The sequence below is a fragment of the Deltaproteobacteria bacterium IMCC39524 genome (assembly GCA_029667085.1).
GTDB lineage: Bacteria > Desulfobacterota > Desulfuromonadia > Desulfuromonadales > BM103 > M0040.
Window position 1 is genome coordinate 87,661 of sequence record JARUHJ010000006.1, and the last position, 23,951, is coordinate 111,611.

Genomic DNA, 23,951 nt, shown 5'->3' on the forward strand with positions numbered 1-23,951 from the left:
TTTCTCAAAATTTAAGTTGTCAACCAGTTTGGTCTTTGTTATATTCAGATCAACTCTTCGATTGCCTGCAAGCCGAAGAGCTTTATGGACCCCGCGTATCCCCCCCCTCCTTACGCGGGGTCTTTTTTTATCTTTTTTCTGTAAAACCTCATCGACTTAACAGATCAAACTGACTTAAGTGCCCGCAACATGTGAGGCATCAACTGCTTTTTGCGTGAAAGCACCCCCTTCAGCTCAAAACGCCCGGTCTCCAGCTGAGGGTAGCCTATCGCGGCGATCAAATCCCTGTCGCCCTGCACCACAAACTGGCTGTTTTGTTGGACAATATCTGTCACCAGCAAGCCGGCCAAACCAAGGGCACGTTCGGCAACCAGAGCCTGCAAACCTTGCATAATTGCGTCTTTCTGCTCTTCAAACTCCTGGAAGGTGACAACCTCAACCTGTCCGACGCCAAAACTTCGGCCTTCAACTTCGTACTCCTTGAAGTCTGCCGTAAGTAAAGCTTTGATACTTGGATAAGCGGCCAGCGTGCTACCCGCCTGAAACATCTGCCGGCCAAAGGCCATTGCATCCAGACCGGAGCACTTTTCCAACCAGACAACCAACTCACGGTCCACAGCCGTTGTCGTCGGTGACTTCAGAAGCACGGTATCAGAAAGGAGACCAGCCAGCAGAAGAGACGCAACATCCTTTTCCGGCTCGAGTCCCGCCTGACGATAAAGGGTCGCCACCACAGAGCAGGTGCTGCCGAGGGGTTGGTTGATAAAACGAATCGGAGCATCGGTGTGGAAGTTGCCCAGCCTGTGATGATCAATAACTTCAAGGATGTCGACCTGATCAGCACCAGGCACCGCCTGGGACAATTCGTTATGGTCAACCAGAATCAGTTTAATGGATGACGATCGCAACAGATTGGACTTTGTCGCGACACCGCTTATTATCCCCTCGTCATCAAGAACCATGACACCAGGAGCCGTGCTTCGCATCATGACTTTACGAATTTCATCAAGACGGTCATTCGGATGCGCCGTGGGGATATCTGACTCCACAAGGAGGTGAACCGGAGTTGACATTCGTGCCAGCATGGCGCTGGTGGCCGTATCAAAAGGTGTACGCAAAACGGAGACCCCCTTTACACTGGCCAGGGCGAGGAGCTCAGCATCAACCTCCTGATCTCCCGTCACAACCAGGAGGCGAACCCCCAGCTCTATGGCGTCCCGCTGGATATCCTGCCGATCACCAACAAAAACTACGATGCGTCGAGGCTCAACCTCAGCCAGACGCTCGTGAAAAATTTTGAGAGACATGGCGCCAACAAAGAGATCAAGCTCTTCGGTGCAGTTTTCGTCAACGAGATTGACAGCTTCAGCCTGCAGACAAACCCGTATCGATTCAGGGGAAGAAAGAACCTGACGAACCGGGCGACCAGCTCGCGGCAGAAAAACATGCTCGGTGAGACGCTTCAGAATAAGTGCTCCGACGGGCCGATTGTCGCTATCCACGACAGGCAACATGCGAATGTCGCGATGACGCATTAAATCCAGGGCCTGCATAAGCGGTGCATCAGCAGCGATCACGGCAGGCTCACCATCCATCGTATCGCGCAAACGCGGGTAAACGTCGGTCAGAAGGAGAGGAGCCTGTTGTCCCAGGGTATCGAGGACAAATTCCGTCTGCCGGTTGATGTGGCCAACCCTCCTTGGGAAAACATTGTCACGCCCCTGTCGCTGGCATAAACGGGCATAGGCGATAGCGCTACAGACAGAGTCTGTATCCGGATTACGATGCCCGGCAACGAAAACTCTTTCCATCCGGCTCATAAATCCTCCTTAACCAGAGACCCTCTAACGTCTCCCATGCCTATGATATCTTCAACGATACCGCGTTCCGGAAACCCTGCATCACTCAACCAGAAATACAGGTTACCGCTGTTGGTATCAAAGACCTCCGGGTCCAATGTCACCGACAGCAGCAATCCATGCGTGGGGAAGAACTTTTGTTTCGCCTGTTGTGCAACAGTCAAGACGGTTACAGTAATAGTGGAGAAGCCCTTACCAGAGTAGGTGGGGATCAGGAATTGGGAACCACGGGCCAAGGGGCCGTAAACACCGGCCCTTAAATTGTAAAATGCCGTCAACATATCCACGGGCTGTTGACCCTCAGGAATCTTACGTTCTTTCCTCGAGCTAACGACACCTTCTTTAGATTTTTCCTCGAAGACGATGCCCTGAGTATAGTCATAGCGATGATGACGACCGCGATCTCTCCACTTCCCCCACTTGCGCTTAACGATTCTGGACGTGTGTTCGATACTACGCAGAGAGCCATCCGGGGTTAGTTTCATCACCGACGTGTAAGTCTGGGTGCGATCTCCGGACAGCCATGAGGCGACCCCCAGGGTTCGCCCGATCAATTCTGCACGATAAATATTAGGTTGATCGGTCTCAGAAAAACGCAACTCCCCTTCTGCCAACCTTTTAAAGAATAGAAAATCAATGGCGTAAAGGTAGTTCTCTCCCACCATTTGCTGAATTTCTTTTTCTGCCCCAAACTCTTGAGCCTCGCTACAGAATGGCGCAAAAGAAAAGAGCGTCAATGCAAACACTCCCAGCAAAACAACCCTGTAAATCATAGGAAAAGACTGCCCACAAAGAGGAGATAAGCCCCCAGCAAAATGGCGCCACGCTTGCGGTCCAGAACAAGCCGGGGCGGCATCATGGTCAAGAGGCCAATCAACAAGCCACAAAAAGCCAACATGACCGGAAAATCAACAGTGATAACCCTGGGTTCAATGGTAATCGTCTGGATCATCGGACAGATCCCCAGAACAAAGAGGACATTGAAAATATTGCTGCCGATCACGTTACCGACACTGATATCCATCTCACCCTTCCATGCGCTCATCACCGACGCTGCAAGTTCTGGAAGACTGGTTCCCAGGGCAACAATAGAGAGCCCTATCACCAGCTCCGACACACCCAGAAGAGTAGCGACCATAACGGCACCCCGCACCATCAACTCGGCGCCAAGGCCCAAGCCGGCCATTCCGATCAGGACCAGCACAACATTCCGCCCCCGATGTCCAGAGGCTTCAGAAATAGCCTTCTCGACATCTCCATCTTGGGGTATAGAGGGCTGACGTGCATTCACCAGGCAATAAACCAGAAAAATCAACAGGCAGAAGAAAAGGACCAGACCATTACCAAAGGCAAGTTCGCCATCCAGGGCGACCAGGTAAAGGCCAAGGGAAGCAGCCACCATGATCGGAACTTCACGAACCAGCGTGGAACGGGCAACAAGCACGGGTGTGATCAAGGCTGCGACGCCCAGGATCAAACCGATATTAGCTATATTGGAACCAATAATATTGCCGGCCGCCATAGACGAAGAGCCTCGATAGGCGGCAAAGAGAGAGACCATGAGCTCCGGCATACTGGTCGCAAAGGCGACCACCGTAAGCCCAACAATCAAGGGCCTGACACCGAAGGAAAGGGCCAGATGAGAGCTGCCCGTAACCAGGTACTCAGCTCCGTAGTAAAGAAGTAACAGCCCGGCCAACACGAGTATGCTTCCAAGTAACATTCAAGAAACCTTTTTCTATTATCTGTCGCCACAATCAGCGAAGGCTAAAGTTCAGAACGATCGAGGTTATCAGTTTAATGCCTGCATCCTCCGGTGTCGAGGATAAGACGCTTCTGCCACGAAAATCTTGACTTTCTTAATCTCCGAGGATTAATATCTATATATTCAATTTAACAATAAAGGGATCAAGCTATGGCAGAAGTAGAATTTGACAAATCCATCTGTTTCGATCGCGAAGCCGAAATTCTGAAAGTCCTCGGTCACCCGGTGCGACTGAAGATCGTTGCCGGCCTTATGTCGCAATCCTGTAACGTCAAAAAAATCTGGGAGTGCCTGGAGTTACCACAGGCAACCGTATCGCAACATCTTGCCTTGCTCAAAAACAAGGGCATCATTGTAGGTAAGCGTGATGGCGTTGAAGTCTTTTACCAGGTAACCTCTAAGGAAGCCCGTAAAATAGTTGAGTCCCTGATGGAGGGTTTTGCCTGCGCATAGTGGCTTGGGCATTTTACGCAGCAAGAAGGGAAACTCTGCATCGATTCAATCTTTCCCGTTGACACACTCAAAAACCCCGTATTTGCAAATACGGGGTTTTCTTTTGCTCAGTGCCTCTATTTATTAAAAAAAACTTAACCTCATTAGCTACATTAGAAAAAGAAAACAAAGGAAACGCCTTTAATTGTAGTTTCTGTATGCACCTAAAGTTAGGTGTAAAGTGATGATGGAGAAAAGCTTAATGTACTGCCCTAAAGTATACGTTCGGCAACCAACAGGAAAGGCGCCTCACTCCGATTAGCAGCACGAAGCGAAAGAACTAGCCAACTCTCACGAGGCAGGCTGCAGAAGAAATCATAAACAGCCCTCCCTTCTTCCTCGCCCCCCGGGTGTGCCGGATAAACCGTGACAGCAAGGCGACCACCGGGGATCAATAATTCGAGCGATTGACTGAGTGCAGCCAAGGTTGAGTCGGACCGGGTGACCAGAGCTTTATCTCCACCCGGCATATAGCCCAGGTTGGCAATAATCGCTTTAACGGGATGGGTGATGATTTTGTTAAGAGAGCTGTGGCAAGCATGAACCAGGTAGACTCCGAAGGCTCGCGGGATCTCAGTATCATCAGGCACACTTTTGACGATAAAGTCATGCTGTTGCAACCGCTGCGTCGTCTGTTCAAGAGCCTCGGATTGCAGATCAAAGGCAACAACCTGCCCTTCGCTACCGACGGCTTCGGCCAGGACATGGGTGTCTTGGCCTGTACCAGCGGTCAGATCGACAACCAGGTCACCATGCTCAAGAACTTCGCAGAGGAGTTGCTGACTCCAGGTAACGATGCGGGTTAGGGATGAACCTCGGGGTTTGCGAACTGGAGGCTGGGGACTGGTATTTTTCATATTCGTGTGAACCGCTAGGCTTCTGAGCCTGAGACAATATTAGGGGCTGAAACAATTCCGAACCTGCCAGTCCCTAGCCTCTAGCCCCTGCCCTTAACTTCGTCCAGAACCAGCATTTTACGATCAATCACGTCCTTATGATCAAGACGCAGCAAGGTGGCGAGCTGCCGTGCCAGGGCATCTTCATATTTATCAAGGGTGCCATCAGCGTAAATCACCCTCCAAATACCCTCCATCACATCGAGCTTTTCTGCCCGGCTGAAATGGGCATTGATTTCACGGGCGAACTGGAACAGGTCGAGGCTCTCTTCACGATGGTCGTGTGAATAATCGATTAGCTCGGCAACAGATGCTGCCGAGAGGTCGAATTTTTTGGCCAACAGGTCATGAACCACTTTCGCTTCAGCGGCCTGGTAGTGACCGTCGCTATGGGCGACCTCCATCAAAAGAGCACAAGTCGCAACCTGAACTCTCTCGAAACGATTTTCTTCGGCGACAGCGCCTTCACCTTGCAGCAGGGTTAAAATTCGACTGAACATATTTATCAGTTATCCTTGAATTGAATGACGCGGGCCTTCTCCAGGGTAATCAATCCTCCCCGAAACATGCCCTCGATCAATGGCAGCACTTCGTTAATCTTCTTTTCAGCATCAACCACCTCGATTATCACGGGGAGATCACTGCTCAAACACAACAGACGATCTGAATGCACCTGGCTGTTGCCGCCGAAGCCCATCGCCCCCTTGATAACGGTTGCTCCGGCCACCCCTTCTGCATGAAACAGCTCGACCAATGCTTCGTAAAGAGGTTTCTTCTCGAAACGGTCACTCTCACCGACAAAGATTCTCATCAGGACCAGCTCTTCCTGTTTCATCATGTTATCCTCGCTTTTACAGAGGTAGACTACATTTGCCGGGCCAGATAAATGCCGACCAGAGCAGCAACCACACAAACGGTTGCATTCAGGAGAACATTGGCTCCGGCTGCAAGCATGCTGCCCTCTTCCATAAGTCTGACTGTTTCGTAGGAGAAGGTGGAAAACGTGGTAAAGCCGCCAAGAAAACCAACCGTAAGACCGAAACGAAGTTCGGGACTCAAGAGTGTGCTGCGCAGGCTGCCTTCCATGATCAGACCGAGGAGCAGAGAGCCGATGACATTAACGGCCAGGGTCCCATAAGGCAGGGTTTTCCCGGCAAGGTTGTAGACCCATCCGGAGACCATATACCGGGCGATGCAGCCCATGCCACCGAAGAGGCCCAAATAGAGTATTTTCACGAAAACAGTACCCAGGAAGTCCAGAAAGAAAGATCGTTAAAATCGCGTCTGGTAGAGGGCATCAAAGTCTGTACCACAAGCAGGGCAATGGACTTTTGCCTTGCCCTTTTCAGAAGCAGGGACACATGCAGTCAAAAACATTGCCAGGAAAAGACAGAGAACTAAACCACGAATCGTGTGCATGTTCATTACCTCCCTAACCCGATATTGCAGAGACTGAAAGAATTTTCATTATGGAGTGGAGACAAGAAAGTGTCAACTTTTCACATTTTGCCTTACACACCCTCTTGCATTATAACATTCACTTTGGTATATATATTTAGCACTCACAACAACAGAGTGCCAAACCGTCTATTTTAGAGGGATAAGAACATGAGCGCATTAAATCTGCCGGTCACAACAGATACCTTTGAACACTACATGGTTCAGGTCAACCGCTTCGACCTTTTGAGCCCTGAAGAGGAATACGAGCTGGCAACCAGGCATCTGCAGGAAGGAGACATGGAAGCAGCACATAAGCTGGTTTGTGCCAACCTGCGTTTCGTCGTTAAGATTGCCAACGAATATCGTAGCTACGGTCTTCGTCTTCTCGACCTTGTTCAGGAAGGCAATATCGGCCTCATGATGGCCGTCAGGAAGTTTGACCCGCAGCGCGGAACGCGACTGATTACCTATGCGGTCTGGTGGATCCGTGCTTACATCCAGAGCTACATCATGCGTAGCTGGTCGATGGTCAAAATCGGCACGACGCAGATGCAAAAGAAACTCTTTTTCAAATTGTCCCAGACCCGCAAAGCTCTGCGTAACATGACGGGCACCGAAGAGATTGAAGATATCGCAAGAGAGCTTGATGTTACTGAAGACGCCGTTGTCGAAATGACGCAGCGCATGGGTGGCCGTGATACATCCCTTGACGTTGAGTTAACCGAAGGAGAAGGTTACACCCTCCTCAGCACGTTAAAAGACGATGGCGACAACCAGGAGGATCTGCTCCTCGCCCACGAAGAGCAGCAGCTCAACACACAGAAAACGTCAGCGGCTTTGTCAGTGTTGAAGCCCCGGGAGCGGCACATCATCGAAGAGCGGATTCTGGCTGAAACACCCAGCACTCTTCAGGACCTGGCCAACGAATACGGCATCAGCCGCGAACGCGTCAGGCAGATCGAGCGGAATGCCTTGAGCAAATTACGCAATGTCATGACTGAAGACCCCTCATAAGAACGCAATCTGTTTGCAGCCTGAGGAATCAATTGACAAACGAGCCATTTTGCCGTTATCTAGGATCTTCATTCTTCTCACTTAAAGCTTCAACAAATTTAACCAAGACAGGGCGGTTCAGTAATGCATAAATCGGTCACTTTTGTTTTTATTTTAGGTCTCTTTCTCCTTGCTGCCTGCGCACCCAGCACAGTCGTGCCACCGGCAAAGAACGCCGGCGTTTACTTCCAGGAAGGTGAAGATTTCTTCGAAAAAGGGCTCTATGCCGACGCCATTGCTTCATGGGAGAAGGTCCGCGACAGCTACTATTCACCAGAGATGAACACCCTCGCAGAGCTGAAGATCGCCGAGGCACATTTCCTTGCTGAAGAATATCTCGAGGCCGGTGTTGCCTACGAAGAATTCCTTAGAAACCACCCCGACCATCCGCGCGTCGCTGATGTCCTCTATCAACTTGGACTCTCTTATGTCTACCAGATGCTTAACGTCGACCAGGATCAGAGTGCGACAATTTATGCGCTTAACGCCTTCCAAACCTTGAAGGAGCGTTTTCCGGAAGATCGCCGTATGGAAGAGGTCCAGATTTATATTGATCGCTGCCTCAACCAGTTGGCGTCCAGTGAAGTGCAAGTGGGACAGTTCTACCTGCGCACCAAGTCTTACGCGGCCTCAATCAATCGCCTGACGGGAGTCCTTAAAAAGTACCCGAACTACTATCAACGCGACAAGGCATACTATCTGCTGGGTCAGGCTTACCTGATGAACGGTGAGAAAGAAGAGGCCGTTGCCTCTTTCAACACTCTTTTCAATGACTACGTCGGCAGCGAATACATCCTTGACGCACAGAAATATATGGAAACGAATTACTGATCCCCGCACAACCAGAATGATTAAAAAGCCCATCTGCAAGGATGGGCTTTTTGCTTTTCAGGTCAGGCATTTGCGAACCAATGAAGACCTTCTGCATACTGTATATTTTCCCTTGACTAAAGGCTTGCCCCATACTATAAAAATGTTCTATTTTGTATACGGAAAGAAAAAAATCCGTTCTGCCGGAGCAACCCTCGAGCCCTACTCATCGTGACCTGGCCTTGTCGAGTTTACTCTGGAATACCGAAGAAACCGCAATTTAAGAGAAAGTCATCGCCGAGAGAAAAGGACAGCGTTCTAATTTTAATCTTATTCTCGGCAAACACTTCTAAGTCCGGGTGATATCCCGGATAAATTCCATCATGGAGGAGAGAGCATGTCCGATTACGGAACCTTAGAAAGTCGCGTTCGTCGCAAGTCCCTGCTCAACAAGGTTATGAAGCCTGAAGATACGATCAAGTTCTTCAGCTCTGGACAGAACCTGGTATGGTCCGGTTTCACCCCGGCCGGTTACCCTAAAGCGGTACCAATCGCATTGGCTGACCACGTTGAAGCCAACAACCTGCAAGGTCAGTTGAAGTTCAACCTCTTCATCGGTGCCTCTGTCGGTGCTGAAACTGAAGATCGTTGGGCAACCCTCGACATGATCGACCGCCGCTGGCCTTACCAGACCGGCAAGAACATCGCCAAAGGGATCAACGCTGGCAAGATCCGTATGGGCGACAAGCACCTCGGTCACTTTGCTCAGGATATCAGCTACGGTTTTTACACAGAAAACGGCCGTTATGACATCGGTATCTTTGAAGTTTCTGCCATCACCGAAGACGGTGGCCTGGCCCTGACCTCTTCCTGCGGTATCGTTGCTGAAGCGATCGGCCTCTGCGACAAGATCATCCTCGAAGTCAACACCGGCCAGCCTTCTTTCGAAGGTATGCACGACATTCACATGCAGCAGAAGCCACCCAATCGTGCACCTTTCCTGATCACCAGCGCTGATAGCCGCATCGGTACTCCATACGTTCCTTGCGACATGGAAAAAGTCATTGCCGTAGTCGAGTCCAAGAACCGTGACAAAGGTCGCGCATTTGCAGATATGGACGACACCTCAGAAGCGATCGCCGGTCACATCATGGAGTTCTTTGCACATGAAGTGAAGCGCGGTCGTCTGCCTGAGAACCTGCTGCCTTTGCAATCCGGCGTCGGCTCCATCGCTAACGCAGTTGTTGGTGGCCTCGCCAAAGGTCCTTTCTCGAACCTGTCGGTTTACACCGAGGTTCTCCAGGACACCATGCTCGACTTTATCGACGGCGGCAACCTGAACTTTGCTTCGGCCTGCTCCCTGTCGCTTTCAGAGACCGAGGGCTTCCCTCGCTTCTTCGACAACTGGGACAAGTATGCGGACAAAGTCGTCATGCGCCCCCTGTCAATAGCCAACGCTCCTGAGCCGATTCGTCGTCTCGGCGTTATCGCCATGAACACTCCGGTCGAATTCGACATGTATGCCCACGCCAACTCCACGTTGGTTGGCGGTACTCGAATGATCAACGGCCTCGGCGGTTCCGGTGACTACCTGCGTAACGGCTTCCTGAAGATCATGCATTCACCTTCAACGCGTCCGAGCAAGACCGATCCACTCGGCATCACTTGCGTTGTACCGAAGGCTCCGCATATCGACCACACTGAGCACGACCTCGACGTGTTGGTTACCGAGCAGGGTCTGGCCGACCTCCGCGGTGTTGCTCCTAAAGAGCGCGCCAAGCTGATCATCGAGAAGTGTGCTCATCCTGAGTACAAGCCAATTCTCTCCGATTACCTGGAGATGGCAACCAAGGATTGTATCGCTCGCGGTGTTGGTCACGAGCCTCAGCTCTTTGACCGTGCCTTCAAGATGCAGCAGAACATGGCCGAGAACGGCACCATGCGCATCAAGAACTGGGACATCAAAATCGACCTCTGCGAATAGATTTCGACTGTCTCAAAGCAGCTACATCAAAGCCCCGCCGGTTATCCGGCGGGGCTTTTCATTTCACAACCATCCTCCACAAAATGCGGCCGACCCACCTCGCTAAAAATTCCTCGCTTTGCAACAGACCTATCGACAGCTAAACCGTTGAAATAGTGGCACTAACTGTGCATAAAAAAAATTCATACTACTTTCAACTGTTATAATTCCACTACTAAAGTAGGGGGGGGGGCTAACTTTTTCTCATTAAGTACATAGCTAAGACATATATTTTTTTATTGCTTCTCCGATAATAGCAAAACCAGGGCAACCTGGTGACGCAGAGCCAAGGAGCCGGAATTACATGTTTTTTCCGGCCAGCCTAGCCGCCGAAGGGAAGGTGTTGACCATTTGAAGGGGATAACGATCCTCCACAAAACCAGGTGACGCCCGGCTTCGGATTAATGAAGCCGGGCGTTTCTTTTCCGATTTGGATGACCAAATTTGGCATCGTTGTGGTGTATCTGGTCATTTGGTGTAGTTTTTTCACCACCCCTATAGGGGGTGGTAACAGAAAATGCTAACAAACTTAAGCTTATGGCAACTTTTTTGAAAAAAATATTTAGGCCGACAACAAGCTCTTCACAGAAGAGCCTAGTCTCATCTTTTTGTTTGGCAACTCTGATACTGCTCTGCTCGATCACCTCTGCATGGGCATGGCCGATGGACAGCCAGTGGTTTCCCTTGACTCAAGGCTACGCGCCAATACATGACCCTCTTGGTGATGCAGGAGGGGAACGTAATGTTGTCCCTGAAGACGGTTCCCTTGCTGCAGCCTACGTCTACAATGATGGAGTTAATGCCTTTTATCGTATCCGCTTGGATGACAGCGCAGAAGGGTCAGGCGGACAAGGTTATCTCAGGCCTTTCAGTTGGGGCTTCGAAATAGATACTGATCAAAATGCAGATGATTACGAATGGCTGATCATCATCAACGGCTTAGTTTCAAACGAAGTCATTGAACTTCGTCAGAATACTGTCCGAAGCCAGCTGGGTGACCCTTCTGACAAAGCTGAATATCTTGCCGCTTGGTACCCGGTAGCCGGAAATCATCGCATAGTCCCTGCTGGAAGCTGCTACAACGGCCCCAACCCTGACGGTAGCTGCAACGTTGACAACGATGACCTTGACTATTTCCTTGACTGGAAGTTGCCAACGGCCGTGTTAAAGGCAGCTACAGGCATCACCGACGACAATTTAATCCGCTATTTTGTTGGCAGCACCAGCGCGGACAACAACCTCACGGAGAGTGGTGCTGATCTCGTTGGAGGATCTGATCTGTACACAGGTCTGTCCGACTTCATAACCCTTTCAGGGGCCCTACCTCAAAGCTTGACGTTCTACAACGGCAAGGTTCGCCTCGTTGATGACCTTAACGGTGCCTTCGACATGAACCTTGCCACCCCCGGAGACACGCTTTATATCCGCGTTGACGATCTAGACCTCAACATCGATACGCTTCCAATTGGCGAGATCGTTGTGACCGTAACCTCCCCAACTGGAGATACGGAACGTGTCACCCTCTACTCAACAGGTATCCAGGGCAAATACACAGGCTCGCTCTCTACGAACACAACTGACAGCGACGGCACTCTGCATATCCTCGACGGACAAACGGCTACTGTCGTCTACGAAGAAGCCATTGATGCCAACCTGAATCAAAATGTAACCGGTGGGGACAATACAGCTACAATCCTCTTTGCTTCGAACGGCACTGACCTTGAGGTGCTCAAGACAGTTGACAACGAAGCCCCAATCGAGAATGAAATCATAACATTCACAATTTCAGTAACAAATAACGGCCCCAGTAACGCCACAAGCCTGACTATCTCTGATGTTCTACCGACTGGCCTCACCTACAGTAGCCACACTCCCAGCCTGGAAAGTTATGATGACACTACCGGCGTCTGGGCGATTTCTTCCAGCTTGGCAGATGGCGCGACAGCAACCCTAAGCCTCAGCGCCACGGTCGATCCCGGAACCAATGGGAAAACCCTGACCAATAACGCCACCCTTACAGCCAGCACACCGAACGATGGTTTCGCTGAGAACAACACCGACAGCGCCTCTGTGCGTGTCGGAGGGACCGATCTTCGCATCACGAAATCCGTCGATGACCCTTTACCTCTGGAAGGAGACACAATTGTCTACACCGTCCGAGTTCTCAACCTCGGTCCGGCGAATACAACAGGTGTGCAGGTGACAGATCAACTGCCACCGGGTGTGTCCTATGTGAGCTACACTGCCAATCAGGGTACTTACGTGAGCGGAACAGGTTTATGGGATGTCGGCAGTCTCAACAGCGGGGCCGGTGCTTTGCTCCGAATCACTGCAACCGTCGATTTGGGCACCGTAGGTCAGGTTATCACCAACACAGCAAATTTGACGGTAACCGACCAACCGGATACGAACTCTGCCAACGACAGCGACAGCGCCTCGATCAAGGTGGAATATCTCGATCTGACTCTCGAGAAAGAGGTTCGCAGGTATTCGCCCACGACCTCCTCTTTCGGCGACAGCGTCGCAGCAGACGTCAATAACACCGTCGAGTTCCTCATCACCGTCAACAATAACGGCCCACACGATGCGACTGGTATTGAAGTCACGGACACCATCCCGGTTGGCCTGACATATGTTGCCACATCTGCCAGTGTCAGCACCGGCATCTATAACAGCGCGACCGGTCTCTGGACGTTAGGCAACCTCAACGACAAGGACGACGCAACCCTGGTCTTCCAGGCGACTGTCGATACAGGTACTGAAGGGCAAACCCTGGTCAACGAAGCCGAGATCACGGACGTCGATCAACCGGACAGCACCCCCGGTGACGAATACGATACGGCGTCGGTGACCGTTGATGGCACTGACCTGAAAATCTCCAAGTCAGTGAGTGACCAGACCCCGAATGTCGGCGACACCATCACCTGGACGATCACGATTCAGAACAACGGACCCAACCAGGCAACAAGTGTCGTGGTAACAGACCTGCTGCCTGACGGAGTGACCTATGTCACCTCAAAAGGGAAAGTTGTTCATACTGTCACCCAGGGGACGTTTAATGATTCGGCTGGCACCTGGGATGTCGGCACACTCGAGACGCCCCCGACAACTCCATACAGCGCAACCTTGACTTTTGACACAACGGTTGACACTGGCACAACCGGGGAGACAATTGTCAACAACGCCTTTATCACCGGAGCAGACCAGGCCGACCCAGAGGACTCCAACAACGTGGCCAGCGAATACATTGCCGTTGGCGGTACGGACCTGGGAATCACCAAAACCGTCAACGACATCACACCAAACGTTGGCCAAGACATCGTCTACACACTGACCGTCACCAACAACGGCCCATCGGATGCCAGCAACGTCATCGTCAACGACCTTTTACCCCCAGAGTTAGATTACGTTTCACACACCCCGACTGCGACCAACTACAACAGCGCCACAGGTGTTTGGGACATCGGCAGTCTAAACAATGGCAGCAGCACAACTCTCGATATCACTGCAACTGTCCTCAACGAAGACGACAATCTAGAGATCACCAACACGGCAGAAGTCTCTGCCACCGAAGCCGATCAAGACACCAGTAACAACATTGCCGCTATTGACATCACTGTGAACGCAACAGACCTCAGTATCACCAAAACCGTCGACAACAACGTCCCGAATGAAGGCACACTGATAACTTACACACTAACCACCACGAACAATAGCACCAACGATGCAAGCAATGTTGAAGTCGATGACATCCTGCCTGCAGGTTTGACCCTGGTCACATCGGCACCCAGCCAAGGAGCCTATTCTGCCGGCCTCTGGCTGATCGGTGACATTGCCGGGAATTCATCGGCAACGCTGACAATCACCGCCGTTGTCAACCCCGGCACAGCAAGTACAACCATTACCAACACTGCGGAGATCACAGCTCTCGACCAGATTGATACCGACAGCACCAACGACATTTCCAGTGTCGACATAACCCCAGTCCTGGCCCCGATCATCAATCTTCGCAAAACCGTGCAGACCACTTACGATCCGGTCAACGGTAGTCTGAATCCCTATGCGATCCCAGGTGCATTGGTTGAGTACACCATCACGGCCACCAACACGGGCTCTGCCGGCACCGCCAGCAATAGCGTAACCCTGTCTGACCCGGTTCCAGCGAACACTGCGATCTATGTCGGGCCAGCCGGAGGCACAACCTCTCCAGTGACTTTTAGTGACGGCAACAGTCTGACACCGGCCTTAGCCGACAGTGGCCTCGCTTACAACTTTATCGATCTTGAGAGCCTGTCGGACGATCTCGAGTTCTACAACGGTACGACCTGGAACTATGTCCCCTCTCCAGATACGGACGGCTACGACAACAATATCCAATCGTTCCGCATCAACTTTGGCAACGCCATCAACGGGGCGAGTGGCGGCAACACTCCAACCTTCGAAGTGAAGTTCAGTGTGAGGGTGCAATAGAGCGATGAGAACGAGGAGTCTAAAAATCCAATTCGCAAAACCACTCTGCCAGTTGCTGTTCTTCAGCATCCTGGCAAGTGGCTTGGCCGTGGTTACTCCCGGAAAAAGTCACGCCCTCGGCGCTCCGGCCGGTGCAACCATCACGAACCTGGCAACCTTAAGTTATCACATGGGCGGACCGGCTCTGCAGCAATCGGCAACTGCCAATTTCCAGATCGATGAACTGATCGACCTGGACCTGGCCTCTCTCGACCTGGCTCCAGTCAGTGTGCTTCCGGGCGAATCTGATGTTCCTATTGCCTTCCGGCTAACCAATACCGGCAACGGCACAGAAACCTTCGAACTGACGATAGATAACCTGCTTGTCGGAAACGACTTCAACCCGCTACCGGGCACTCCGGTGGGAATCTATCTGGACGACGGCGATGAAAACTTCGATGACGCTTTGGATACAGCTTACACCCTTGGCGTGAACGATCCGGCACTGGTTGCTGATGCCAACCAGGTCATTTTCGTACTGAACGACATACCGGCTGCAATCAACGCCGGAGTGACTGGCAGCAGTCAGCTCACAGCCAAATCAACCACGGGAAGTGGTGCGGCGTGGACTGTGCTCGCAGCCAATACGGGTGACGGCAACACCACGGCTATCCTCGGCAACTCAGGAGGACTGGCTCAGGACAGCGGCAGCTACCAGGCAACTGGCCTTCATCTTGACCTGAACAAGTCGTATACGATCATTGACCCGGACGGCACCAACGACCCGGTTCCCGGTGCAGTGATTACCTATCGAATCCAAGCCAACGTAATCGGAGTCGGCACCCTCAGTAACATCTTCGTCACAGATCTAGTGCCAGCTAACACCACTTACGTGGCCAAATCTATGAAACTCAACAGCAATACTTTGACCGATGCCCCTGCAGATGATGCCGGTGATTTCAACATCACCGATGCAAACACCATTACAGTTTCGCTGGGAGACATGAGCGCAGCGTCCCCTAGCCAAACGATTGAATTCCAGGTCTCGATTGACTGAGCCATAACGAAAGGAGCTCGACTATGCGATTTATCCCCCTGATAACCACCCTGCTCTTGCTGATCGGCATCGCCGCAAACCCTGCGCTAGCTGAAAACCAAGGCAACGTGCTGCTCAAATCGACCGCCGAGGTGGAAATGACCACCAAGGACCCGGACGGCAAGGAGATCATCGTGCGCAAACCGGCGACCAAGGTCCTGCCCGACACCGAGGTAATCTACACCAACACCTTCAGTAATATCGGTGCAGAACCGGCCGAGAACATACGGCTCGACAATCCGATTCCCGAGCACACTGTCTATGTCGCCGGAAGTGCCTTTGGTGAAGACACCGAGATCACCTTTTCTGTCGATGGCGGCCAATTGTTCGAAAACCCGAAGAATCTAACCGTTCCCGGACCGGATGGAAAGCCCCGACCGGCAACGGCTGCTGACTATACCCATATTCGCTGGGTCCGAGCGGCCCCCCTTCAACCAGGAGAGGAGGCTCATGCGGGATTCAGTGTTCAACTTGAATGACACATTTTCACTTAATAAACGCTTTACGAAAGGAGTTAAGACATGGATGAGAAAAACCTAGAAAAACAAATCAAGAAGATGAAGCAAATTATTTCGAGAACCGACATAGCAAGGGTGGAGAAAAGAAAACGAATGGTTCGAATGTTTAAACGAAGACCGTTTTTGTGAATATATAAACCGAAACTCAACTCATAGAAACTTAAGGAGACCACAATGAAAACAAAGGAAAAACCAAACATAACCAGAAACTCAATAACCCGATTAATTGAACGTCGAAAGGAGACAAAAACCATGAAGTCAAGATTTATTGTCAGTGCTTTAAGTTTGCTGCTGACTGCGACTGTCTTGTTGGCTGGAGCGCAATCCGCTCTGGCAGACACAACAGACACCACTGCTGGCACAACCGTCAGCAACATTGCAACATTGAGCTACACCTTAAGTGGAGGAGGCTCTTTTGACCTTAAAAGTAGCCCAGGTGGGAACTCCGATCCAACTGGTCCTGGCGCTAGCACATCATTTACTGTTGACCATAAGGTTCGGCCTTATGTCCAAGTAGCAACAGGCTCTCCGGCATCACCTACAGATGTTTTTGCTGGTGGGACAGTCCAAGTCATTTCTTTCAACGTGAAGAATGATGGTAACAAAGATGGTGATTTCAAAATCACTTACAACCAAGTAGCCCTTGCTAACAATATCATCGACTCTACGAGCGTAACAATGGTCTATAAGACAAGCGCAAACGCAGTGTACGATGGCTCAGAGCTAGCAATGCCAGCAGGTGATGTTTTGAGCATTCCTCGAGACTTGACCTATACTGTATTCATTGTTGCTAACACTGTGGCCGACACGTCTCTGTTGACGGAAGGGGACAAACAAAACTTTGACCTTCTGGCACAGGCATGGAGTGGTGCTGCAGCCTTAAGTGAGACGGGTAGTAATACCCCCACCCTTCAAGATGTTGTCTTTGCTGATGACGCAGGAACGGCGGTTAGCGACACTGGCGGCATAGACAATACTCCTTCTGATCCAGACGGCATTCACTCTGACCAAGGCACCTACAATTTCCGTAACGTAGCTGTAACCGTATCCAAAACAGAAAGCATTTTGTATGATCCGTATGGTCTCAGTTACTACCTTCCGGGCGTCTATGTACAGTACGAGATAACTATTGAAAACACCTCCTTGGGTGCCACTTCAGCTTTCTTGACCAGCATCAATGATGTCATAACTCAATCGGCGACAGATGCTTTTGTGTTTGACCCTGATCACGTGGACAGTAGCAAGAACATTGTTGGGCATAATGCCGGAGAATCCATTTACGTGGACCTGAGTGGCACTGGCAGATCGGCAGCAGGTCATTGGCTAACTGGCAACAGTTCCGATGGTGATGCGGCAAGCCTTACTGCCGGCGACCCTAATAGCACACTGACTGTTGACTTCGACGCAGGCCCATCAACTATTCTCCTTCCTACTGAGGCTGGATATTTAGAAGGCGAGCTTAAGCAAGGCGAATCAATAATCATAACCTACAACGTCCAAATCAGTGGAATTGACGTCTCTACGACATCAACATCAATTCCTTAATTATCTGACAAGTGACGTTGTGGCAGCAATTGCTGTCACTCCTGTCGATTTTCCTGCCGGGGAAATTTGTTACACTAGGCAGAAATAGACAGAAGGCAGCAAAGCTATTTCATAAACTTTTTCCTCTGTTTCAACAACAGAGCTTGAAATCAGGCAGGTGGACCGGTCCGTTTGCGGGTTGGTCCACCCGCCTGCCTGAGCATACGAATGCCAGCTGGGTGGGTCATCGCATGTTGAGGCAGGTGTGCGTCTTAGGCTGTCTGGTGCTGGGTATCGCAGCAACAGCTGACGCTGTTCCTCCCGGCACCTTGATCAGCAATACTGCTTCGGCGACCTACGATCTTCCAAACGGCTCACCGGGCACCCGGGATTCAAACCCTGTGGACATCATCACGGAGATTCGCCGAACGCCTTCCGAAATCACGTTCCTGCAATATGCACCGACCAATCCGGAGGGCTCATATACCGCCACCATTCCGGCAACGACTTACAGCACCACGGGAGACCTAGCCAGCCCGGCACCATTCGGTCCGATCGATGGCTACAACGACGCTTACCAACTGCCGGGCACCATCCCGGTCGTCGCCGCACAGATCTTCCATGGTGGACAACCTCTTATCATTCGCCTTGAGGATAAGGACCAAAATGTCGACAACGCTGTTGCTGAAACTGTCTATGTGCGAATCACCTGCCCGGACACCGGAGACGATGAACTCCTCCAACTGACCGAAGACGGTAACAATAGCGGGTTCTTCTATGGTTATGTGATTACGGCTTCGAGCAGCGACACAAACCGCAATGGTATTCTGTCAGTAATCGCCGACTGTTCACTGACCGCCAGCTACACCGACGCCTTCGATGGCCAGGATGTGTCCGTGGACGCCGCCCTGATCGATCCATACGGTTTCGTCTTCGACACGGTCACCGGTGAGCTTCTAGATGGGGCACGGGTGACCCTCTTCGACGTGACCGCGGGCGCTCCCGCCGAGGTCTTTGACGATTTCGGCCAGCCGGGGTATCCCTCTACGGTGACCACCGGCGATCCGGATCTCAACTTTCCATCTGGCGGCTTCCGCTTCCCGCTGATTGAGCCCGGTAGCGAGTACCGCCTCGACATCATCCCTCCTGCAGGTTATGGCTCTCCGTCATCCGTCCAACCAGACATCCTGCGGGATCAATTCGACCAGTTCACCATTGACGATCTGGCCTCATACGGTGAAGTTTTCTTTATCAAATTGGGACCGGCCATCAAAATCGACATTCCGGTTGACCCGGCTCCGGTTGGCCTGTGGTTACAGAAGGAAGCTCTCGATGATGTCGTCGCCGTCGGCGACTTCTTGATGTACACGCTGACGGTCGAGAACCTGAGCGAAAGTGTTGCCGCATACGATGTCGTCATCGATGATCGCCTGCCACTCGGCTTCCGCTACCAGAGCGGTTCGCTGAGGGTTGCCGGTCGCGAGGTGGCAGATCCGGCCATAGCCCGGAACGGCCGCCAGATGCAGCTCATCGTGGGCGAAGTTCCCGCTGCCGCGAAAGTAAGCCTCAACTACGTGGTTGAAGTCGGTGCCGGCGCCCAACTCGGCTACGCGGTCAACCGCGCCATGGCCAGCGACGCCCAGGCCACACAATCGAATCAGGCCACCGCCCGGGTCATGGTCCGGGACGATTTCTTCCGCAACAACGCCTTCATCATGGGCCGGGTCAAGGTGGGTTCCTGCGAGATTGATGACACCGCCAAGGACGGCCTCGGCCAGACGCGGATATACCTGGAAGACGGAACCTACGCAGTCACTGACAGTAACGGCATGTACCATTTCGAAGGCGTCACCCCGGGGGTCCATGTGGTGCAACTAGATCTCAACACCCTGCCGGCAGGCTATGAATCACTCTCCTGCGAGCAAAACACACAATTCAGTGGCCGCAGCTTCTCGCAATTTGTTGATCTCCAGGGTGGGACCCTCTGGGTTTCTGACTTCTACGTGGCCCCGAAACCGCCTGCGGTGGGCACCGTTGATCTGAGCATGAACAGCCAAGTTGACGGTCATCTCATCACGCACAGCATCGATATCGCCACGGCAGCAGTGCCGGCAGACAACCTACGGTTGACGGTCATCCTGCCCCAGGGCAGCACGTATCTACCCGGCAGCGCCAAGATCGACGGCCAGCCACTGACCGATCCTTCAGTATCCGGTCCGGCGGCCGTCTTCCGCCTCGGCAACCTCCCGGCAGACAAGCGAGTGAACGTCAGCTTCCAGGCCGATTCCGATGTCGACCAGCAGGTCGGTGAGAAAACCACCAAAGCGATGGTCCTGTTTGATTCACCTGCCTCCAGTAACCAGAAGACGCCTCTGGCCGAGACAGTGGTCAGGATCGAAGAGGAGGTAATTACCGAGGCCAGCAAAGTTAACCTGACGGCCCACTACCCGACCTTCGCGGCGGAAATCCAGGAGCAAGACAAGGCCGAAATCAGCAAACTGGCGGAGAATCTTTCCGGACAAAACATCATCAGCATCAAGGTGGTTGGTCACACTGACAATGTGCCGATCGGCAAGCACAGCCAGCATATCCATGCCGACAACCAAGCGCTCTCGGAAGCGAGGGCCAAACGTGCCGCAGAATATCTCTCCGACCAGCTGAAAGTTTCTGAGGCCGTCGTTGAAACCGCAGGCAGGAGCCAGGATGAACCTGTGGCCGACAACCTCACAGCTGAGGGCCGGACCAACAACCGTCGTGCCGAGTTGCAGGTTCATTCCATCAAGGAAGAACGTTCTGCCAGTCTGGAGCCGGTCAAGACGGAGAGTGGTCGACAGTCTGTCGAAACCAGGGGGCTGGCCCCGACAGGTTCGGGCAACGCTGGCATACCAGCGCCACCGATGAAGCCTGAGACCATGCCGGCCCTCGACAAGGAGTGGTTATCCACTGCAGAACCGGGCCTGGCTTGGATCTGGCCAACAAAAGGTCATTACCCGGATATCGGCACCACCAAGGTGGCGATCAAGCACGATCCTAAACAAAAGCTCCAACTGCGCAAGGATGGCCAAGACGTTCATCCATTGACCTTCGAGGGCATTCAGGTCCGCGATGATGGCAAGGTCGCGATCAGCCTGTGGCGCGGCCTCGGCCTCGATGACGGCGACAACCAGTTTGAAGTCATTGTACAGGACGCCGCAGGCAAGCCGGTCGAGCGAATCTCCCGCAACATCCACCTCTCTACGGAGCCGACCACCATCGAAGTCGTTGATCAGTACACCCACCTGATCGCCGACGGCGTCACCAAGCCACGCCTGGCTATCCGCTTACGGGATCAAGACGGTCACCCCGTACGCACTGGCAGTACAGGAGAATTTCAGGTACACCCGCCATTCTATACCGATCGTTTTGATACCGAACTGGAGCGCGAAGATGACAGCCTCAGCTCGCAGAAGCCGAAATATTTCGTCGGTCGCGATGGCATCGCCCTGTTGACACTTGAGCCGACCACCACAACCAGCGAAGCTATCTTCTCGGTCAAACTGCCTGAAAGTGAAGAAGAACTGCGTGTTTGGGTCCGCCCACACATGCGCGACTGGATCCTGGTCGGTTTTGCCGAGGGCACCGCTGGCTACAATACCTTCTCCGGCAACCAGGTCAGCCTCGACGAAGCGGGAATTGACGAGCACTTCTACGATGACGGTCAGGTGAAGTTCTTCGCCAAGGGCGCGATCAAGGGCGAGTGGCTCTTGACCATGGCCTACGATTCCGACAAACCGAATCGTGATGGTGACAGCCTGTACCAGATCATTGACCCGGATACTTACTACCCACTCTACGGCGACGGAACCAGGCAGGGTTATGAAGCTTCAAGCGCGCACGGTATTTATCTCAAGATCGAACGTGAGCAGTTCTACGCCCTCTTTGGCGACATGAGCACAGGGCTCAGCCAAACAGAACTGTCCCGCTACAACCGCACCATGAGTGGATTCAAGTCCGAGATGCAGGCGAATAATTTTAGCTACACGCTCTTTGCTGCTGACACCAAGCAGGCTTTCGCTAAGGATGAGATTCAAGGCGACGGCACTTCAGGTCGTTACTACCTCTCAGAACAAGATATCGTCATAAATTCTGAGACGGTGACCATCGAGACCCGCGATCGCTTCCACAGTGAACAGATAATCGAGTTACAAACTCTGGCTCGTCACACCGATTATGATATCGATTATGACGATGGCAGCCTCTTCTTCAAGAGCCCGATAGCGAGCAAGGATCAGAGCTTTAACCCGAACTTTATTGTTGTCCGCTACGAGACCCTAGATTCTGCTGATGAGAACTTTAACTACGGTGGCCGTGCCGCAGTCAAACTGCTCAACAAGAAAATTGAGGTCGGAGCAACCTATATCCATGAGGATAAAGGCTCTGGTGACGGCGACCTTTACGGCACTGATGTCACGGTCGAACTGAGCCCGCAGACCACTTTGCATGCCGAGATGGCCGCAACCGAAACTCAAAATTACGACCTTGACCGCGATGGTCAATCTTACCTTGCAGAAGTCAGACACAGCTCGAACCGCATCACAGGAAACACCTACTACCGTGAACAGCAGGGGTCCTTTGGCCTTGGTCAGCAGAATGACAGTGAAACCAGCACCCGCAAATACGGCGTAGATGGCTCTTACCAACTCTCTCCGCAAGTATCAGTGTCTGGTCAGGCCTACCATGAAGACAACCTCTCAACAGATGCTAAACGAGACGTCGCCGAATTCGGGAGCCGTTATGATAGAGATCGTTTCGGCGTACACACGGGCCTACGTGGAGCCCGTGATAAGTTTGAGGATGGTGAAACTCAACAGAGTAACCAATGGTTGATAGGTGGTAACTGGATGACCGCAGATCGCAAGTTGAATCTGCGAAGTGATTACGAGCAGTCGCTCGGTAATAACAACGAGAATAGCGACTTCCCGACCCTGCTTACCCTTGGTGCGGATTACAAACTTACCGAGAAGATCAGCCTTTTTGCCGAGCAGGAATTTTCCTGGGGAGACGAGGCGAACACAGACGGAACACGTGCCGGATTCAAGTCGACCCCCTGGAAGGGTGGCGACCTGCGTACGGCAGTGGAACAACAGACCAACGAGAATGGCCAAAGGGTCTTTGCCATCTTTGGTCTCGGGCAGAGTTGGCAGGTGAATGAACGGTGGGGTTTTGATGCCAGCCTCGATCGCGGTTACACGATCAAGACGCCGGACTCCGAGAGAGTCAACAACAATGTACCACCCGCCCATGGTGCAGACGACGATTTCACCTCAGTGTCGGTCGGCTCAACCTATCGCAAGGCAAAGTGGACCTGGTGGAACCGTCTCGAAACCCGTCAGGCGCAGAGCGAAGACAAGTACGGCATCAGCACCAGTGTTGTCGGCGAGCCTAAAGACGGCGTGGCTGTCTCAGCCAAGGCCCTTGCCTTTATTTCTAAAGTCTCTGGAGGCGCACGCCATACCGATGGCAACATCAGACTGGGAGCCGCGTATCGGCCTTCCTCGAGCCGCTGGATTCTCCTCAACAGGCTCGACTTCTACTTCGACAAAATGGACGACAGCGACAGTGATTACGACAACTGGCGTATCGTCAACAATCTACACGCTAACTTCCGACTTAACCGCAAACTACAGATGTCCTTCTACTATGGTTTAAAATACGTGCGCGACAGCTATAACGGCAGAAGCTACAGCGGCTACACTGACCTGATCGCATTCGAAACTCGATACAATATCAACAAGCGATGGGACATTGGTCTGCACGGCAGCATGCTTCACTCATGGAACAGCAACCAGTATGACTACAGTCTGGGGGCAGATGTTGGCTACTCGCCGATCACCAACACCTGGGTCAGCCTAGGCTACAATCTTGTTGGTTTTGAAGATGAAGACTTCTCGGCAGCGCACTACACCGCCCAGGGAGCGTATATGCGTTTCCGGGCCAAGTATGACCAACAGTCGGTCAAGGACGCAGCAAAGTGGATCAATAGATAG

At 52.2% G+C, this 23,951-nt stretch carries 16 protein-coding genes and 1 riboswitch; of the genes, 9 read left to right on the plus strand and 7 right to left on the minus strand.

The window, feature by feature from the left end; translation table 11 throughout:
* Nucleotides 1-164: 164 nt before the first annotated feature.
* From P9J64_14745 to P9J64_14755, 3 genes are read right to left on the minus strand one after another with little or no spacing between them, the layout of a single operon-like run.
* Entirely contained in the window at nucleotides 165-1,820 is a 1,656-nt protein-coding gene (locus tag P9J64_14745; GenBank protein ID MDG5469587.1) for a putative manganese-dependent inorganic diphosphatase, read from the minus strand.
* Nucleotides 1,817-2,632: a DUF3108 domain-containing protein gene (locus P9J64_14750; GenBank protein MDG5469588.1), complete on the minus strand. Its 816-nt coding sequence runs from the start codon at nucleotides 2,630-2,632 to the stop codon at nucleotides 1,817-1,819. The genes P9J64_14745 and P9J64_14750 overlap by 4 nt, the downstream gene beginning before the upstream one ends.
* Nucleotides 2,629-3,582, minus strand: coding sequence for a calcium/sodium antiporter (locus tag P9J64_14755; GenBank protein ID MDG5469589.1), 954 nt, complete (start codon nucleotides 3,580-3,582; stop codon nucleotides 2,629-2,631). Before P9J64_14755 ends, P9J64_14750 begins: the two co-directional genes overlap by 4 nt.
* A gap of 192 nt (nucleotides 3,583-3,774) precedes the next feature.
* Between P9J64_14755 and P9J64_14760 the strand changes: the two genes are divergently transcribed.
* Nucleotides 3,775-4,077 carry a metalloregulator ArsR/SmtB family transcription factor gene (locus tag P9J64_14760; GenBank protein MDG5469590.1) on the plus strand — a complete coding sequence of 101 codons (303 nt, stop codon included), beginning with the start codon at nucleotides 3,775-3,777 and terminating at the stop codon, nucleotides 4,075-4,077.
* Between the two features lie 251 nt (nucleotides 4,078-4,328).
* Here P9J64_14760 and P9J64_14765 read toward each other — a convergent pair whose 3' ends face one another.
* From P9J64_14765 to crcB, 4 genes are all read right to left on the minus strand, one after another.
* Complete coding sequence (locus P9J64_14765; GenBank protein MDG5469591.1) at nucleotides 4,329-4,973, minus strand: class I SAM-dependent methyltransferase; 645 nt, start codon at nucleotides 4,971-4,973, stop codon at nucleotides 4,329-4,331.
* Nucleotides 4,974-5,053: 80 nt separating this feature from the next.
* Entirely contained in the window at nucleotides 5,054-5,512 is a 459-nt protein-coding gene (locus tag P9J64_14770) for a TerB family tellurite resistance protein (protein MDG5469592.1), read from the minus strand.
* A gap of 5 nt (nucleotides 5,513-5,517) precedes the next feature.
* Complete coding sequence (locus P9J64_14775; GenBank protein MDG5469593.1) at nucleotides 5,518-5,850, minus strand: DUF190 domain-containing protein; 333 nt, start codon at nucleotides 5,848-5,850, stop codon at nucleotides 5,518-5,520.
* 26 nt (nucleotides 5,851-5,876) lie between these two features.
* Complete coding sequence (gene crcB / locus P9J64_14780; protein ID MDG5469594.1) at nucleotides 5,877-6,248, minus strand: fluoride efflux transporter CrcB; 372 nt, start codon at nucleotides 6,246-6,248, stop codon at nucleotides 5,877-5,879.
* 372 nt (nucleotides 6,249-6,620) lie between these two features.
* Between crcB and rpoH the strand changes: the two genes are divergently transcribed.
* The 8 genes from rpoH to P9J64_14820 all read left to right on the plus strand — a co-directional run bounded on the left by rpoH (nucleotide 6,621) and on the right by P9J64_14820 (nucleotide 23,951).
* Entirely contained in the window at nucleotides 6,621-7,466 is an 846-nt protein-coding gene (rpoH, locus tag P9J64_14785) for an RNA polymerase sigma factor RpoH (GenBank protein MDG5469595.1), read from the plus strand.
* A gap of 123 nt (nucleotides 7,467-7,589) precedes the next feature.
* The gene (gene bamD / locus P9J64_14790; GenBank protein ID MDG5469596.1) at nucleotides 7,590-8,336 is read left to right on the plus strand and encodes an outer membrane protein assembly factor BamD; all 747 of its coding nucleotides are present in this window, start codon (nucleotides 7,590-7,592) and stop codon (nucleotides 8,334-8,336) included.
* A 376-nt stretch (nucleotides 8,337-8,712) separates the two neighbouring features.
* Nucleotides 8,713-10,299: an acetyl-CoA hydrolase/transferase C-terminal domain-containing protein gene (locus tag P9J64_14795; protein MDG5469597.1), complete on the plus strand. Its 1,587-nt coding sequence runs from the start codon at nucleotides 8,713-8,715 to the stop codon at nucleotides 10,297-10,299.
* Nucleotides 10,300-10,583: 284 nt separating this feature from the next.
* A riboswitch (cyclic di-GMP riboswitch) is annotated at nucleotides 10,584-10,672 on the plus strand.
* Nucleotides 10,673-10,950: 278 nt separating this feature from the next.
* Nucleotides 10,951-14,808, plus strand: a complete 3,858-nt coding sequence (locus P9J64_14800; protein ID MDG5469598.1) for a DUF11 domain-containing protein — start codon at nucleotides 10,951-10,953, stop codon at nucleotides 14,806-14,808.
* A 4-nt stretch (nucleotides 14,809-14,812) separates the two neighbouring features.
* The gene (locus P9J64_14805; protein MDG5469599.1) at nucleotides 14,813-15,844 is read left to right on the plus strand and encodes a hypothetical protein; all 1,032 of its coding nucleotides are present in this window, start codon (nucleotides 14,813-14,815) and stop codon (nucleotides 15,842-15,844) included.
* 23 nt (nucleotides 15,845-15,867) lie between these two features.
* Nucleotides 15,868-16,362, plus strand: a complete 495-nt coding sequence (locus P9J64_14810; GenBank protein ID MDG5469600.1) for a hypothetical protein — start codon at nucleotides 15,868-15,870, stop codon at nucleotides 16,360-16,362.
* 213 nt (nucleotides 16,363-16,575) lie between these two features.
* Complete coding sequence (locus P9J64_14815; GenBank protein ID MDG5469601.1) at nucleotides 16,576-17,946, plus strand: hypothetical protein; 1,371 nt, start codon at nucleotides 16,576-16,578, stop codon at nucleotides 17,944-17,946.
* 230 nt (nucleotides 17,947-18,176) lie between these two features.
* Nucleotides 18,177-23,951 carry an OmpA family protein gene (locus tag P9J64_14820; GenBank protein MDG5469602.1) on the plus strand — a complete coding sequence of 1,925 codons (5,775 nt, stop codon included), beginning with the start codon at nucleotides 18,177-18,179 and terminating at the stop codon, nucleotides 23,949-23,951.